The sequence below is a fragment of the Sphingobacterium tabacisoli genome, assembly GCF_017908035.1.
Taxonomy (GTDB): domain Bacteria; phylum Bacteroidota; class Bacteroidia; order Sphingobacteriales; family Sphingobacteriaceae; genus Sphingobacterium; species Sphingobacterium tabacisoli.
On the sequence record NZ_JAEQMU010000005.1, the window covers coordinates 236,211 to 252,356 of the forward strand.

Consider the following 16,146-nt stretch of genomic DNA (forward strand, 5'->3'; position numbering starts at 1 on the left):
TCCTGTGATCTTGTTAACTTGTTCACTCGATAACTTGATCACTTAATAACTCGATAACATAATCAATATCTCCCAAAAATCAACGTCGAACAGTTGCCTCCAAATCCAAAAGAATTAGACAGCACATAATTGACATCCCTTCGCAACAAATCAGCCTGCGGTATCAGCTCAAACTCCTCCATCGGCGTCTCGAAGTTCAGGTTTGGAAACACCATCCCCTCTTGGATCGCCAAGATACTATATACCGCTTCGATCGCTGCCGCTGCAGCTAGCGTATGTCCAGTGAATGCCTTCGTCGAGCTGAATGTAGGGACGCCATTACCAAAAGCACGTAGCAGTGCACGTCCTTCAGACAAATCATTATTTGGTGTCGCGGTACCATGGGCATTGATATAATCGATTTGACTCGCTACTAATTCGCTTACCGCAAATGCCTTTTGCATCGCTAGAAAGGCTCCTTCTCCATTCTCAGACGAAGCCGTCTGATGGAAGGCATCATTTGCATTTCCATATCCTGCTACATAAGCCAACACAGGCTTTTGCTCCTTAGCAATCAACGCATCAGATTCCAAGACCAAATAAGCCGCCGCTTCACCTAGATTAAGCCCCTTACGATTTTGGTCAAAAGGCTTACAATAGGTATCTGAAAGTATCATCAACGTGTTAAATCCGTTCAACGTGAATTTACTCAATGCATCCGTTCCACCTACAATAACACGGTCCAACCGGCCACTCTTAATCAATCTCGCTCCTAGCATAATCGCATTAGCGGCCGAAGAACAAGCTGTACTAATGGTCGTAACCGTACCTTTCAGCCCCAGGTCATCGGCAATCTGCTGCGTAGACACACCCGCATCATGACTCAGGATATAGTGCTGCAATTCCGGATCTTGGGTATAGCTATAAAAATATTTCTCGGTGACATCCATACCCCCCACGCTCGTAGACGAGATAAGCCCTGTACGAACAGATGGGTCCGTGAATAATAATCCGGCCTGTTGTACCGCCTCCCGGGCAGCAAGAATACCGAGCATCCCCGTACGGGTGACACCATGCCCCTTAATCAGGCCGATGCGTTCTTCAAGGGCGGTATTAGAAAGTTTTATCTCTCCAACAAGCACATTATCACGATGCCGGGTCTCAAAATTATCCACCCGCGTAATCCCACATCGGGATGTAGCGAGTGATGAAAGATTTTCAGCCACAGAAAGACCTATAGCCGAAACCATTCCCATTCCGGTAACACCTACACCCACCGACATATTTTACTTCGTTCTATTTTTCGAGATAAAATCGGCCATCGTATTGATCGATTCAAATATTGCTTTACCTTGCTTAGGGTCGCTCAATTTGATACCGTAGCCTTTATCCAATAAAACAATAAGCTCCAAGGCATCGATAGAATCTAATCCCAGTCCATCGCCAAACAAAGAATCGTCATCATTAATATCTTCGACCGTAATATCTTCTAAATTTAAAACCTCAATGATTTTACCTTTTAATTCCGCTTTTAATTCTTCCATTCTATATTAAAAATAATTGATCAATTTGTTCTATTGTATGGGCCAGCACGCCGGTCTGTTCGACCAGATATAGTACCGCCTTATATTCTTCTCCAAACAACTCTACCCAACCGCATAATACCCGCTTGGCCTTGCCTGACAGTAATAAGTACTCCGCATAGGCATGTTGGCTTTTCGAGTCGTAGTTATCAGCCACAAAAAAGGCATTCTCTGCGGGAAACTGATGCCGGATACACAGCTCACCCGTACAGATATTGGCCAGCGTATATACAAATATAGCAGGGCTTGGATAATAATTAGCCTCCTCCCGAATGGTCCCCCAATGTCTGTAATCTGTATCTAGACTTCCGGACCTATTCGCAAGGATGATAGCAGTATCCTCCTCTACAGGCATATCTTTCAACAGATACTCTGCTGCGGCAAACGCCAATTTACTCAAGCTATCCATCTTGTAAAATTTGGGATAATCAACCTGAATATTCTTTACAGCCTCCTTCACAAAAGCAGCAAACGAATCAGCTGTACTAGAGTACTCCAACTGTCCATTCACAAACACCTGCCCCGCAGCAACTGTTGCATAACTTGATATGTAGAACGTTTCCTTCACTAGATTTTCTTTAGAATCATAGCCGTATTACTACCTCCAAAGCCAGACGCAGTCTTCAGACAATAATTTAAATCCATAGGCATCAAATCCTGGATAATATTCAAATATTTGGAGGTTCCTAAAGTAGCAAAACCCTTAGTCGGGAGGAGCATATTCTCACGTAGCGATTTAACCGCTATCGCAAGCTCTAGCAAACCGGAAGCCCCCAGTGTATGTCCATAATATCCTTTCAAGCTATGCGTAGGTGTCCCGGATAGTCCCATACGATCAAAAGCTATAGCTTCCATCTCATCGTTGTATAGGGTTGCTGTTCCGTGTGCCGATACAAAATCAATAGCACCTGTAGAGATACCTGCTTCCTGAAAAGCCGACTGCATACTGCGCACCAATCCCTCTCCCGTACGTGAAGGCCCAGAAATATGATTTGCATCGTTTACAGCCCCTTCTCCCATTATTTGTACAATGCCCTCGGACTTACGATCGGTCAACCATGCTGCGGCAGCCGCCTCACCCAACGTAACACCACTACGCGCCGCATCAAACGGCCGGCATGGGCCACTGCTCATCGCCTGAAACGACTGGAATCCCGATAGCACAAACTCACTGACCTGGTCTCCTGCCAACACCAGTACCTCATCATATTGTCCCATCTGTATCAATCTCTTACCAACAGATACCGCCAACAATCCTGACACGCAGGCATGGGAGACAACAATTGGTTTTGAAACAAATCCCAGACGCTGTGCCAATACCCCTGCAAGTCTGCCCAGTTCGGCTTCCTCTACGGAGCCAGATGCTAGTTTCTCGATATTACCCTTAGTCGTCGAGAGAATAAAGCCCGTACGCGCTGTAATCACTTTATCACTCACCAACGGCAAAGCCGCATGTAACATTATATTTTCTAAAAAAGAAAGAGAATCATCCAATAGGGCTGGTCTATCGGCAAATCTAGCGACATCTATCTCCTTGAGCATCCCTATATCTATCCCCTCAATAGCGCCTTCTCCTTTCATCAAGGTGGCCCAATTGCTTTGCAAGTCCATTCCGAGAGGACTCACGCAATTCACCTCCGATATGTAAATAGGTTTAAACACTACAGTAACCCCACCTTTTTTTTCCAACTCACGATAAAATCCGGAATGTTCAATGTCAACAAACCTTCGCTATCAAGAAAAACCTGCGTCGTCTCCCCCAGACAGACCAGGTCGTCCTGTTCATTAAAAATCTTAAATTTGAATATCATTTTCGCGGCGGGAGTGTCCACAAAAGAAGTCTGCACCCGAAACTTATCCCCATACCGCAATGGAAGCTTATGCTCACAGACAGACTTGACAATAGGAGTCGTATAACCTGACGCCTGCACCGTAAGATAGTCTATACCGTGTTCCTTACCAAATGCCTCCCGTCCGTCCTCAAAAAAGGTGATATAATGACCGTGCCACACAATACCCAATGCATCCACCTCGTTAAAGCGTACCTCTCCCCATTTGGATACGGTCAAATGACTTGCCTCATTATATAGTTCTTTTCTTCTTATCATATAGGACTGCAATCAGCAACGTAAGCATAAAAAACAAAAGTAATAAAATTATATTAGGCAGAATAGCCAACCAACTTCCCTGCCGTAACAGGATATCGTAAAAACCACTCAATGCCCAATTCATCGGAGAGAGCTTGGATATCGTCTGCATGATTGCAGGCATTACAAACACGGGCACCCATACGCCACCCACAGCGGCCAAAATCACCACAAACGTAGCACCAAAAGGGGCAGACTGTTCCTGCGTAGTAGCAATAGTCCCCAATAAGATGCCAAATCCAATCGCTGCAAGTCCAGCAAACAGTGCCATAGCCGACAGTTGCAGAAAATGATGCCCCACTTCAAAGGCAGGTAAATCCAAAAGCGGAAACACATATATCCCGACCAGCAACATCAGATAAAACTGAATAAGGCTCACCAACAGATAGGTAAAAGTCTTGCCCAGTAAAAACAATGTATAGGGAACGGGATTCGTGATGAGCCGAACCATGGTACCTTGAGACTTCTCCTTTACGATATTAATGGAAAGTGGTACGACTATAAAAAATATAGCGAACAAAGACCAAGCAGGAACATTATGTTGCACGGCGCTCGGTTTTAGGCTATTCCGACCCGCTTCGGGACCAATCTCCCGATATTGGAGTATCTGACCGTTATCAAACACCGCTTCTTCATTGACGCTTAGCTCTTCCTGAAAGACCTTATACACCTTATCTTTTTCAATAGTGGCAATCAGCTTATCAATAGAGCTCTTGATAGCTGTTTTAAAAGACTCCTGCGTAGCAGGGTCAAAATATAGATTGACATCCTTCTTCTTGATTTCGGTTATAGCTGCAGTTACTGTATCCGAATCGGAATACGAAAACTCGGCCATCACCTTATCTACATTCTGCTTGATATGAAGATTCAGATCATCGCTCAACTTGGGTGGCAATACAATAGCCAATTGGTAATCTCCTTTGAAAACAGCTTCTTTTGCTTCATTCTCATCCAGAATGGCGCCATTGACCTTCTCTACCACCTCAAAACTACCGATATCACCGAGCTCCTTGCGCACCGTCTGCGCAATTTCTCCCTTATCATTATCAACCAACAGAACCAGAATCCGGGTACCTGTAATCGAATCGAATGACCCTTTTTGTACCATCGTAATGGTAATCAATAATACCATAGGCATCACAAAAAGGATAATAAGCCCCCCAACATCCCGCGATTGAAGAAGAAGCTCCTTACGAATAGCCATACCTAACTTATATAGCATCCCTTAGCCCCCTTCCTGTCAAAGTAATAAAGACATCTTCCAAGTTACGTGCCCCTTCGGTCGTATCAATAAGTTCCTGAGGAGTGCCCTGTACAATGACCTTACCACTCTCAATAATCGCAATGCGATCGCACAATTCCTGCGCTTCAATAAGGTGATGCGAGGTGTATACGATAGTCATACCGGATTGATTTTGCTCTTTTAAAAAATCGAGGATTACATTTTTAGACTGCACATCCACCCCTACGGTAGGTTCGTCTAAAAAGAGCAATTTAGGTTCATGCAGGATACCCGCCAACAGGTTGACCCGTCGCTTCATCCCTCCGGAAAATGCACCTATTTTTTTATGTGCGAATTTCGATAGTCCCATCTTTGACAATCCCTCTTCCACCAAGCTGTTTAGAACCTTGCCTTTCAAACCGTACATGGCTCCAAAATAAACCAGGTTTTCTGTAGCCGTCAATGTAGGATACAGTGCGTACTCTTGAGGCACAACACCTATTAATCTACGGATATCCATAGGGCTGCCCTTATAAGAAAGACCAGCTATCGTAAAGCTTCCCGATGTAGGTTTTATCAACCCGCACAGCATCGAAATCAAGGTAGTCTTGCCAGCCCCATTAGGCCCCAGTAGTCCAAACACCTCTCCTTCCAAGATCTGAAGACTGAGATTCTCCACCGAGTAATAGTCGCTGTCTTTATATTTTTTGGAAAGACTGTCTATTCGAATTATCTCCATATCCCTAAACAGCTTTCTTCAATTTCTTAAAAAATGCTTCTTCAAGGTCCGCTAGGTGGAGTAATTCTGCCGACAAGGTATTATACACATCGCCTTGATTACTCCGTTTCTTATAAACCCGGGAAGCATTAACCGCGAAATCACGCCATAGATCTCCTATTTCCGTCATCTCTTTGGACAGCTCCAACAAAGCAGGGTTATTAATTTTGTGCCCAGCTTCCTGCAGGAATGCAGAATAAATATATCGGAATCCGCCGCCACCAGTCCCAATTTCTTCCTGCATACGGACCATTTGTGCTAAATAATAGTTCGCCTTTGGAATCCCGACCTTACCCGGCCATTTAGCAATGGCTTTGGCAACCGTACGCATCCCTTTGACTCCCACAATAGGAACCGGGGCCAACATATCATTACAGGCTTTTCGTATAGATTTCCGAATAGCTTGCGTCCAGTCAATATCACTTTCGGCAGGCACATACGTCGGGTAGTATAGATGTCCTTTAGGAGCAAGCACCCCCTTCGCAAAACGAACCCGTTCCAACTCTTTCTCGGTGAGCCGGTGTACCCCTTCCATCGTAGGATCACTCACGAGATATTCATTCCCCTCTTTGCCATAAATCACCAGGTTATGTGCGTTGAAATGAAATCTATAATCATCTGGAAAATAAGGCAGATGATATACACCGACCTGCAGTCCAGAGGGAATATTCAGTTTCAGATTCTCATCCAGCTGCTGTTGTGCCTTGGCAGGACTGGAAAACTTCCTCCGTTTTATTTTGACTCCCAAACGTCTAGCCATACGGCTGAAAATCCAACCTGGCATCGGGCGATAGCTTAGCCCTGGAGCATTACTTACCTTGAGAAAAGGGAGATAAACATAAAATATACCTGCCCCCAAACCAAAAACCATCGGTTCGGAGAGGTTCAGTCCCTTATCTTTCAACAAATTCGAGGCCACCCCACTTTCACAATGTGCAGATTGGTGATGTGTAAAATCTAACTGCATTAATCTCCTTTAAAATTCTTTAACTCTGCTATGGTGATATCAAATGCATCAGCATACTTCTGCAATCTACTATCACTCAACCTACTAAACACATCCGGTTTAAAATGACGCTTGATACGCCATTGCCAAAATCCGGTATATCCCGCCAAGACCACCACATCCATCCTAGTCAGTAGCATATAATAGTAAATGGGGCTTCGCTTTCCCTCTTTTACAGCCACTTTAGCCTGGTCAATCTCCGCCTGTAATACTTCCATAGTATGGTCCTGAACGATATTTTTAGCTTCCCAGCCTGTACTCAATGCTGTTGTATATTCGCCATTTTCATCCACAGCGTAATACATTTCTCTAGAACCTTTCTGCACGATCCGTCCACTATCTTGGGGTACTTCAGATTTCTTCATAGCTATTAAGGTTTACGTTCTTGTAAGAATAAATTAATCTCGGCCTCCGCAATCTGGTCACCAAGGACCTCCGCAATCACCGACATGGTACAGATGGTATATCCCGCCCCCTCAAATTGAGAAACCAAACGAGCAGTTGTACGGATACGCTGTTCTTTCTTTGGCAGGCATTCGATACATACACTTTTAATGGCGGATATAAAACCAATAACCCGCTCGTCGACTTCCGGATTATAATCATCCGTATAATAGTTCTGTCCAACAATCGAAGAGCAGGTCTGGGCCATATGCTCTATCAACCCCACTTCCTGTAGGAGCTCATCGACCAAAAATATACAGTCGCTCTCAATTGTATACTCACAAATAACATGCCCTTGGCTGATTTCGACGATATAGTCTACCATCAACATAGGTGCCCTATGAGGCAAAAACTCATGAATAGGTATTTTTATAACGCCTTCTGTCATATTATGTCGTTGAAGCGATTACCGTTTTCATCTGCGCAGAACCTATACTATCCTGCCCAATGTATGTTTCTATATGTACCAGAGTAACTCCCATAAACTCCTGGATAATCTCCACCTTACTAGTCAAAACCTCTCCCACCAAGGGCAATCGGCGTACGTCTGCTTTCTGAATGGAACCGATATATCCAGTAGGCGCCTGTTCCTCGCGGATATAAAAACTATATCCAGTATGTGCCGCCACTGACTGTGCCATATGCTCTAATAAACCGCTTTCCTGTAACTGACCTCCAGCCACAAATACATTGTCCGTCCTGATTTCAAAATCAACAACCACCGTCTCTGCCGTATAATCGAGTAACCTATCGATCATAACCATAGGAAACCGTTGCGGAATCAGCTTGATAATATGTTCACCTTGCACAGGAAGCATTAGCACACAGTTAAATAAGCATAGGAATAGGTAAACCGGGCACTCTCGGGCACACACAGTAGGATTCGCTGACCGGATTTCAATTTCCCGGAATGCACCAGTTCTTCCAACATAAGATATACTGACCCTGCCCCGACATTACCAACAGAACGGAGGTTCATAAACCATTTGTCTCTAGTAATCTCAATTCCTGCCTTGGCAAAGCGATTATACAGTCCGTCTACAAAATAATGCGAAGAGACATGAGGCAATAGATAGTCGACATCATCAGGAGTCACACCATGCTTCTCCATTGCATCTTTCATACTTTCTACGCCTTTATCCAAAATATACTTATCGAGCAACTTGGTGTCTTGCTTGACCGCGAATATGGACTGATTAAGCCACTCTACAGAGGGATAATCACTAAATGGCTTCAGGTCACCATCCGCTAACTTTTCGGAACCAGCATACATACAGACGTCCAACTCGTGAGCGTAAGAATATCCTTCTACCCAATCCATCCGTAAAGACAAAGGACCTCTTGGTTTATTCTCCAAAAGCATGGCACCTGCTCCATCAGAAAGCATCCACCGTAAAAAATCCTTATTAAAAGCAATGATCGGCTGTTCTTCCAAATCTTTCAGATTTTCCACCTCCTTATTGTAATGATCAGCCAACATCCACGAAGACATCCGCTCCGATCCGGTACACACCGCATTGTCCGTATTTCCGGCCTTTACCGATAGGTAGCCAAATTTTAGGGCATTCATCCCCGCGCAACAATTGCCTGAGGCAGAATTGACCTCTGACTGACCATTCTTCAGTTCGCCATGAACCATTACAGCATGCGATGGCATCAAATAATCCGGCGATGAGGTACCACAAGATATAAGTTGGATATCTGACGCCTTAAAATCTTCATCCAATAGATTGCGGATAGCATTGGCAGTCAACAAGACATTGGTATGGGTAGGTACCCCTTCTTTTGTAAGGGCATAATACCTCGTCTGTATACCATTGTTGCGTAAAACAATACGCTTCGCCTTTGATTCTCTATCGTTGATCTTACCCAAATAAGTCTCCATATCCTCATTGACAATGGGATCATTGGGCAAAAACTTACTAACACGATTTATAAAAACTTGATTCATCTACTAAATACCTTGATAATGTGCCTTCTCCTTTTTAATTTTTGCAAAATATAAAATCGGGAAAAGCACTAATTCGATTAAAAATACAATAGGTGACAGAAAATATATCGCAAAAATCACGTAATATTTAAAACAGTTCACCAGCAGTTTACGTTTTTTAGGGTTTTTTAAAATTAGTGTAGACCAGATATGGAACATACGGTTTGCCTTTTTATCCATAGATACCAAGAAAAATCGATAGTCCACAGCACCCTGAGCAAGTAAATGAGACTGCATACCCTCAAAATTACTACGCTGCAGATGCGAGAGAATCGTCTCCCCATATTTACCTGCTCCTTTGATCTCCCCCTCAGCAACCCCAGGCATAGGGAATATACCATAGGCTTTACGCTTTACACCTGAAAATAACCAATCTACAATAGTCACTACAGAAATCATATTATGATGCCTGTCTGTGAGCGCGATATTACCAACCAATCGGGCACCATTTTGAAGCAACAAGGCTTTTACCTTGTCCTGTGCCTTAGCCCACATATTACGGGATCCACTAATGGTTACAACGGACGTATCCTCTAATATACGCTTGGCATATGGGCTCTTTAAAAATGAATTAATTGGGATAGAAGGGGTCAAATACCAGACCTGATAATGAAATAATACCAAGTCGTACTTTTGCTCTAAAACAGATAGGGCCGGAGGGTGAATCTCTTCCGGAATCTGCTGAAAAGTCTCTGGAAAGACATTAAAAAAAACATCACTACGCCAGGGGAACGAGAAAGAGTGTACAGTTCTGATTTCGTAAAAATCAACGTGTACCTCTTCATTGTCCAATAAGGGTTGTGCTATTGATTTGGCTATATCTTCCAGTTGTCCAGACTGGCTATAATAAATTACTAAAACATTTTTCATAACCTAAGGGGCAGCCTTCTCCTTTCTATTCCAAAAATCAAAAAAATTAAACCACTGTAATGGATATCGGGACAAAATCCCCTCGACACTCTTTACATAAAAATCCAATGCGGCCTGCGCATCTCTACGTTTTACAGCATCACACCTACGTGCATACAAATGATAGTGGCTATTTGTCTCTTTCATCACATATACGAATATAATGGGGACACCCAATCTTGATGCCAAATGGAAAGGCCCCGAGGGAAAAAAGGCGTTCTTGCCTAAAAAATCAGCCTCCAATACCTTTGAACCTTCAAAATAACGGTCGCCTGTAAAACAGATCAGCTCATTGTTCGAAAGCGCGTCGTTAATATTGAATACATGAGACATATCCTCCTTGATGTAGATATGTTTAATAGTCGATTTTTCGGAAATCTGTTGCAGGTACTCCTTGATGACAGACACCTCTTGATCCACTGTCACTTGATTAATCTGAAAGCTCAAATCAAGATCCGAAAAAAACTGTTCCGATATTTCGAAATTACCAACATGGGCAGAAATCAAAATCCCTCCATGACGTTCCTGTAGAACCTCTTTTAAGGATTCAATACCATCAAAATCATAGGTAAACTGATTGCGCATACCGGCCGAAATGGCGACTTTGTCAATAATAGTCTGCCCAAACACAAAATAAACGCTGTATACTTTCCAAAATGAAGTCCATTTTGAAAAGCCCTGCCGCTGATGCAGGTAATAGAAAATATTACTAAAACTTGTGGGATAAAACAGGAAATAATAAAGGGCTACAAAAACAAGAAGTCCGTAAGCTGTACGGACACCAAATTTCTTTATAAAGAAAACAAATATTTTATAGCCAAGGAGTGTTCCTTTCGACTTTCCGTCCCATTGGCTCATGGTTGTCTAAAATTATTTTGCCAATATTTTATGTTCAATAACGTTGTAGAAGTCCTGAAAGGTAGTCATCCCTGCAAAATCCGCCTCTCCCAACTTGACCCCAAAATTAGACTCAATCAACACGACTAAATCCACATAATCCAAACTATCTAAATCAAGAGACTCTCTAAGAGGAGCTTCTGGTTGTATCACCTCTGCATCCACCTCAAATTCCTCTACCAAAATTTCATTTATCGTCTGCTTAATATCCGCGTTACTCATTATTAAATTTCTTAACTACCACCGCTGAATTTGTTCCACCAAATCCAAAAGAATTTGACAAATATATGTCAATTTCTTGTTTTATTGTTGATGAAACTAAATTTAATTCCTCCAACCCACTATCTACCTGCTTCAAATTAATATTAGGCGCAATAAAGCCATGTTGTAACATCAATGTAGAATATACAATTTCGCTCGCTCCCGCCATCCAGCATTCGTGTCCAGTCATAGACTTTGTTGAACTCACGAAAGGCTTCCCTCCAAATACCTCCAATATTGCCTTTCCCTCATTAGCGTCACCAATCGGTGTAGATGTCGCATGGGCATTGATATAATCCACCTCGCTTGCGGCAATACCTGCCTGCTCCAGCGCGCGACGCATCGCCATAGCCGGACCATCAATATTGGGTGTAGAAATATGCCCTCCATTGGAAGAAAATCCATACCCCAATACTTCAGCAATAATAGGGGCTCCACGCTTTACCGCAGACTCATAACTTTCCAAAATAACTGTAGCTGCTCCTCCACTAGGCACTAGCCCCGTGCGGTCTATATCAAATGGCCGGGAAGCCGACTCAGGATGTTCGATATCCTCGGCAAATACACCAAGACCATCAAAACTCGCCATCGCATAGGGATTTATTTCCTGGGCTCCGCCACAGATAATCATATCCTGCAGTCCCTGCTTGATAAACATATAACCTAGGCCAATTGCATGCGAACCACTCGCACAGGCCGCGCTGATTGTCATATTGATTCCCTTCAGCCCCAAGATCGTTGCCAGATTCATCGTGACTGTCGAGTTCATAGATTTAAAGATTGCGCCAGAACCGATTAGTTGGGTATCTTTCTTCTCACGAACTATATCAGTAGCTTCTATTACCGCTTTTGAAACGCTGTCATTACCGTATAGAATACCGACCTCATTGGCTTCGATATAAGCTGTATCGATTCCGGCATGCTGTAAAGCCTCACGGGTAGCAACGTAAGCATATTCCGACTCTTCGCCCATGCTGATTCGCTGTCTCCGCGTCAATTCGTTCTTGAGGTTTGGCACTGGTACCATCCCTGTTAGGGGCGATTTGAACCCGAATGCTATTCTAGACTCGTCAACCACAATACCAGACTTACCTTCGAATAAGGATTGCCTCACCTCTTCCAAGTTTGTCCCTATGCAAGAATAGATACCCATCCCTGTAATCACGACCCTTTTACTCATATACGTATCTAGGAATAAATACCACCGTTAATATTTATAATTTCACCTGTAATATAACCAGATTTTTTTGATGCTAAAAATGAAATTAAATCCGCAACCTCCTCAGCTTTCCCAAAACGATTTGCCGGAATAAGCTTAACCAACTCCTGCTCATCCATTTCTGCCGTCATATCCGTTTGGATAAAACCTGGAGCCACCGCATTTACCGTGACATTACGCTTAGCAACCTCTTGTGCCAGCGCCTTTGTCGCGCCGATAACTCCCGCTTTGGCGGCAGAATAGTTAACCTGCCCGGCAGTGCCCTTTACTCCTGATACCGACACCACGTTGATAATACGCCCATAGCGATTCCGTAACATTTTCTGAATAAAAAAATTAGTTACATGAAAGAATCCATTCAATGAAACATCCAGCACATTTTGCCAATCTTCTTTTTTCATCCACATGAACAGCCCATCCTTAGCAACACCAGCATTATTGACGACAACCTCTACAACCGCATCCGGATGTTCTCCTATCCAATTTGACAAGGCTGTATTTACGGCTTCCTCGTCAGAGACATCAAACTTTAATACTGCACCATTTCCCCCTTCTTGTTCGACTAGATGCAAGGTTTCCAAAGCAGCGGTCTCATTACCTTGATAGTTAATCAAGACAAAATATCCCAAATCAATAGCTAGTTTTTGACAAATCGCGCGACCTATGCCTCGGGATCCTCCTGTTACTAATGCACATTTCATATCTATGTAATTTGTCTTTTATTACGCTCTTTTCATTAAGTAGTCCTTGACAGATTGAATCGCCATATATAATGGCTTGTCCTCCGAAAAAGCTGGGATAATAGCTCTTATAGCCGTATAAATCTCTTTCGTACGAGTAGACACCGAGTCCTGACAAGAAAGAATATCAATAGCCTGAGCAATAGATATCAGCTGTATAGCCAATACTTCATAAGCGTTGATAATCACTTTATGGGTAATCACCGCGGCATTGGTACCCATACTTACGATATCTTGATTGTCGTTATTGTTAGGTATACTGTGGACATACATCGAATTGGAAAGCGTTTGATTCTCCGCTGTCGTAGAAGTCGCTGTAAATTGTGCTCCCTGCATTCCGAAATTAAACCCAAGCTTACCCATATTAACAAATGGGGGTAATATTTCATTAATCTTAGAATTCATCAGGTAGTTCAGTTGACGCTCTGACAACATAGTCAATCGGGTGATCGCCAATTTCAACTTATCCATTTCCAAAGAGATGTAATCTCCATGAAAATTACCTCCATGGTATACATTTTGGTCTTCAACAGATATGATAGGATTATCACTTACGGAATTCACTTCGTTCTCTAAAACCTGTCCCACCTGCTCTATGGTCTCCAAAACAGGACCCAAGATTTGGGGAACACAGCGTAATGAATAATACTCCTGTACTTTGTCTTTAAATATCTCTTCGAGATTATTTCCTGAATAGAGGTCTTCTTCACGCTTACGAATCAACTTAGAATCCGTTAAATGATGCCGCATCATCGCGGCAATATCCTGTTGTCCTTGGTGTTTTTTCACTTCATTGAGCGTCACAGAATAATGATCATCGTGTGCTTTCGCCAACTCGTTCATAATAGAAGACAACTCTACCGACCAGGATAACAGCTGTTTGGCATGGAAATAATTGACCATCCCAGCACCGGTCATGACCGAAGTACCATTGATCAACGATATCCCCTCCCTAAGCTCTACGGCTATGGGTGTCAAGCCCAACGCTTCAAACACCTCTTTTGTCGGTCTTCTCTTATTCTGGTATACCACCTCTCCTTCGCCAATCAATGTCAATGCCAGATGCGCCAACTGTACCAAATCTCCACTAGCCCCTACGCCTCCGTGAGCAAAAATGACAGGAGTAATATCGCGGTTGATAAATTCCTGCAACAGCTCCAATACAGAGATATGTACGCCAGACTTTCCTTTTGAAAGATTACATAAGCGGGTAAGCATCGCGGCCTTAACAATATCCGGAGGGAGTAAATCGCCTGTACCGGAGGCATGGCTACGAATCAGATTATACTGTAATTGAATACGATCAGCGTCTTGAATACGATATTGTGCCATCGGACCAAAACCTGTATTCACACCGTAAATAACTTTGTCTTTAATAAATGACTTCAAAAAGCTAAAGCTTTCTTTTACAACTTCGACGGTATCGCTGCTCAAGCCTACCGGTTTCTGATTTAACAATACGTCTGAAAACTGATCTAATGAAAGATCTTTATGGATAGAAATCATTTAATATATAGGGTCTTTTTTACTTTCAATTTTTAGATTATCTTCTTTTCTCACCGAGATAATTAAGTACCTTTGTCAATAGCTAATTGCAAAAATAATACATTTCCGTTATAATAAAATCCTTGATTAAAGAGGAGTGCTAAATATTTGATTTTATTTAGCTTTAAATTGAATTCTTCATAGAATGAATACAAGCGAAGTTGACATTTTGATTATCGGAGCAGGCCCTTCCGGCTGTGTGGCCGCAGGATACCTACAGAAGCAGGGGGCAAATATCAAAGTTGTGGAAAAGAGCAAATTTCCGAGGTTGGTAGTCGGAGAGAGCCTCATCCCTCGTGTCATGGACCACTTTGAGGAAGCGGGCCTTTTGGACAACCTAGACAAGCAAAATTTTCAAAAAAAACCTGGAGCTCGCTTTATACGCGGGCAGGTTATCAGTATTTTTGATTTCAGTCAAAAATTTGGTGAAGGCTGGGACTGGACCTGGCAGATCCCGAGAGCAGACTTTGATATGGTCATGGCACAGACCCTGATCGACAAAGGGGTCGACATCAGCTTTGAAACGACAGTCACCGCTATTTCTTTTGATGGCCCAAATTCTGTCACCACCGTTGTAGACAAAGAGGGAAATGAATCACAGATTAATGCCAAGTTTGTAATTGACTCTAGTGGCTATGGCAGGGTACTGCCGAGACTACTCCATTTGGACAAACCATCAAAACTAAACCCACACTCTGCCATCTTCTCCCATGTAAAGGATATTAACAGACCTGAAGGAATAGAAGGCACTCAGATTTCGTTTGATGTGCTAGACACTGAAGTCTGGCTTTGGGTAATTCCCTTCTCCAATGGAAACACCAGTCTTGGAATAGTCGCAGACACTGCATTTATTGAGAAACTGGCAGAAAATGGAGATACAGCACTCGCCTTACAAAATGCCATCCAACTCTCGGACTTTTATGTCAAACGATTTGCTGGCACAGCGTTTCTTTTTGAACCGATACACTTAAAAAACTACTCCGCGGCGGTCACCAAGATGTATGGCGACGGCTTTGCCCTCACGGGAAACAGCTCCGAATTTTTGGATCCGGTATTTTCATCCGGCGTATGCTTTGCGACCGAATCAGGCATCCTAGCTGCTAAACTGGCATGGAGGGAAATCAATGGTGAACAGATCGATTGGGAAAAGTATTTTACACAGTATATGCAACGGGGCATCGATGTATTCACAACCTATGTCAAAGAGTGGTACACCGGAAATCTGCAAACATTATTCTTTCACAGACCCGAAAATCTAGATGTTAAAGAAAAGGTCTGTGCGGTATTGGCTGGATACGTATGGAATGAGGAAAACCCATTTGTCAAGAAACATAACCGTGTCATCAGATCTATAGCCTATATGCTGGAAAACAACAAAGAACTATCTGATAATATTGAAAAAACGTATAAATAAGAAAAGGAGGTT

The 16,146-nt window shown here is 43.0% G+C and carries 19 protein-coding genes; 1 reads left to right on the forward strand and 18 read right to left on the reverse strand.

The genetic code is table 11. The features are described from left to right. Positions 1–62: 62 nt before the first annotated feature. The 18 genes from JKG64_RS17790 to JKG64_RS17875 form a co-directional block, all read right to left on the reverse strand. A complete protein-coding gene (locus tag JKG64_RS17790; protein ID WP_210355615.1) occupies positions 63–1,262 on the reverse strand; it encodes a beta-ketoacyl-[acyl-carrier-protein] synthase family protein in 1,200 nt (399 codons plus the stop codon). A gap of 3 nt (positions 1,263–1,265) precedes the next feature. Further along, a complete protein-coding gene (locus JKG64_RS17795; RefSeq protein WP_133585738.1) occupies positions 1,266–1,523 on the reverse strand; it encodes a phosphopantetheine-binding protein in 258 nt (85 codons plus the stop codon). A gap of 1 nt (position 1,524) precedes the next feature. Then, complete coding sequence (locus JKG64_RS17800) at positions 1,525–2,130, reverse strand: beta-ketoacyl-[acyl-carrier-protein] synthase family protein (RefSeq protein ID WP_210355616.1); 606 nt, start codon at positions 2,128–2,130, stop codon at positions 1,525–1,527. Beyond that, positions 2,130–3,143 (reverse strand): beta-ketoacyl synthase N-terminal-like domain-containing protein, encoded by a 1,014-nt coding sequence (locus tag JKG64_RS17805; protein ID WP_210355617.1) that lies wholly within the window; start codon positions 3,141–3,143, stop codon positions 2,130–2,132. The genes JKG64_RS17800 and JKG64_RS17805 overlap by 1 nt, the downstream gene beginning before the upstream one ends. An 80-nt stretch (positions 3,144–3,223) precedes the next feature. Then, a complete protein-coding gene (locus JKG64_RS17810; protein WP_133585740.1) occupies positions 3,224–3,670 on the reverse strand; it encodes an acyl-CoA thioesterase in 447 nt (148 codons plus the stop codon). After that, complete coding sequence (locus tag JKG64_RS17815; RefSeq protein WP_210355618.1) at positions 3,645–4,913, reverse strand: ABC transporter permease; 1,269 nt, start codon at positions 4,911–4,913, stop codon at positions 3,645–3,647. Before JKG64_RS17815 ends, JKG64_RS17810 begins: the two co-directional genes overlap by 26 nt. A gap of 7 nt (positions 4,914–4,920) precedes the next feature. Next, complete coding sequence (locus tag JKG64_RS17820) at positions 4,921–5,670, reverse strand: ABC transporter ATP-binding protein (RefSeq protein ID WP_210355619.1); 750 nt, start codon at positions 5,668–5,670, stop codon at positions 4,921–4,923. A 4-nt stretch (positions 5,671–5,674) separates the two neighbouring features. Further along, positions 5,675–6,676, reverse strand: a complete 1,002-nt coding sequence (locus tag JKG64_RS17825) for a BtrH N-terminal domain-containing protein (RefSeq protein WP_210355620.1) — start codon at positions 6,674–6,676, stop codon at positions 5,675–5,677. Beyond that, on the reverse strand, positions 6,676–7,080 hold the full coding sequence (locus JKG64_RS17830) for a hypothetical protein (RefSeq protein WP_210355621.1): 405 nt from the start codon (positions 7,078–7,080) through the stop codon (positions 6,676–6,678). The genes JKG64_RS17825 and JKG64_RS17830 overlap by 1 nt, the downstream gene beginning before the upstream one ends. 5 nt (positions 7,081–7,085) lie before the next feature. Continuing rightward, positions 7,086–7,547 (reverse strand): hypothetical protein, encoded by a 462-nt coding sequence (locus tag JKG64_RS17835; RefSeq protein WP_210355622.1) that lies wholly within the window; start codon positions 7,545–7,547, stop codon positions 7,086–7,088. Position 7,548: 1 nt separating this feature from the next. After that, positions 7,549–7,977, reverse strand: coding sequence for a hypothetical protein (locus JKG64_RS17840; RefSeq protein ID WP_210355623.1), 429 nt, complete (start codon positions 7,975–7,977; stop codon positions 7,549–7,551). Further along, on the reverse strand, positions 7,977–9,110 hold the full coding sequence (locus tag JKG64_RS17845) for a beta-ketoacyl-ACP synthase III (protein WP_210355624.1): 1,134 nt from the start codon (positions 9,108–9,110) through the stop codon (positions 7,977–7,979). The genes JKG64_RS17840 and JKG64_RS17845 overlap by 1 nt, the downstream gene beginning before the upstream one ends. A gap of 3 nt (positions 9,111–9,113) precedes the next feature. After that, on the reverse strand, positions 9,114–10,019 hold the full coding sequence (locus JKG64_RS17850; RefSeq protein WP_210355625.1) for a hypothetical protein: 906 nt from the start codon (positions 10,017–10,019) through the stop codon (positions 9,114–9,116). 3 nt (positions 10,020–10,022) lie between these two features. Further along, positions 10,023–10,916: an LpxL/LpxP family acyltransferase gene (locus JKG64_RS17855; RefSeq protein WP_210355626.1), complete on the reverse strand. Its 894-nt coding sequence runs from the start codon at positions 10,914–10,916 to the stop codon at positions 10,023–10,025. Positions 10,917–10,928: 12 nt separating this feature from the next. Continuing rightward, complete coding sequence (locus JKG64_RS17860) at positions 10,929–11,177, reverse strand: acyl carrier protein (RefSeq protein ID WP_210355627.1); 249 nt, start codon at positions 11,175–11,177, stop codon at positions 10,929–10,931. Continuing rightward, positions 11,170–12,396, reverse strand: coding sequence for a beta-ketoacyl-[acyl-carrier-protein] synthase family protein (locus JKG64_RS17865; protein ID WP_210355628.1), 1,227 nt, complete (start codon positions 12,394–12,396; stop codon positions 11,170–11,172). The genes JKG64_RS17860 and JKG64_RS17865 overlap by 8 nt, the downstream gene beginning before the upstream one ends. Before the next feature lie 8 nt (positions 12,397–12,404). Then, positions 12,405–13,136, reverse strand: coding sequence for a 3-oxoacyl-ACP reductase FabG (gene fabG, locus JKG64_RS17870; RefSeq protein ID WP_210355629.1), 732 nt, complete (start codon positions 13,134–13,136; stop codon positions 12,405–12,407). A 21-nt stretch (positions 13,137–13,157) separates the two neighbouring features. Next, positions 13,158–14,681 carry an HAL/PAL/TAL family ammonia-lyase gene (locus tag JKG64_RS17875; protein ID WP_210355630.1) on the reverse strand — a complete coding sequence of 508 codons (1,524 nt, stop codon included), beginning with the start codon at positions 14,679–14,681 and terminating at the stop codon, positions 13,158–13,160. A gap of 184 nt (positions 14,682–14,865) precedes the next feature. Here JKG64_RS17875 and JKG64_RS17880 point away from each other — a divergent pair, with 184 nt between their 5' ends. Continuing rightward, positions 14,866–16,134: an NAD(P)/FAD-dependent oxidoreductase gene (locus JKG64_RS17880; RefSeq protein WP_210355631.1), complete on the forward strand. Its 1,269-nt coding sequence runs from the start codon at positions 14,866–14,868 to the stop codon at positions 16,132–16,134. The last annotated feature ends 12 nt before the right edge of the window (positions 16,135–16,146 follow it).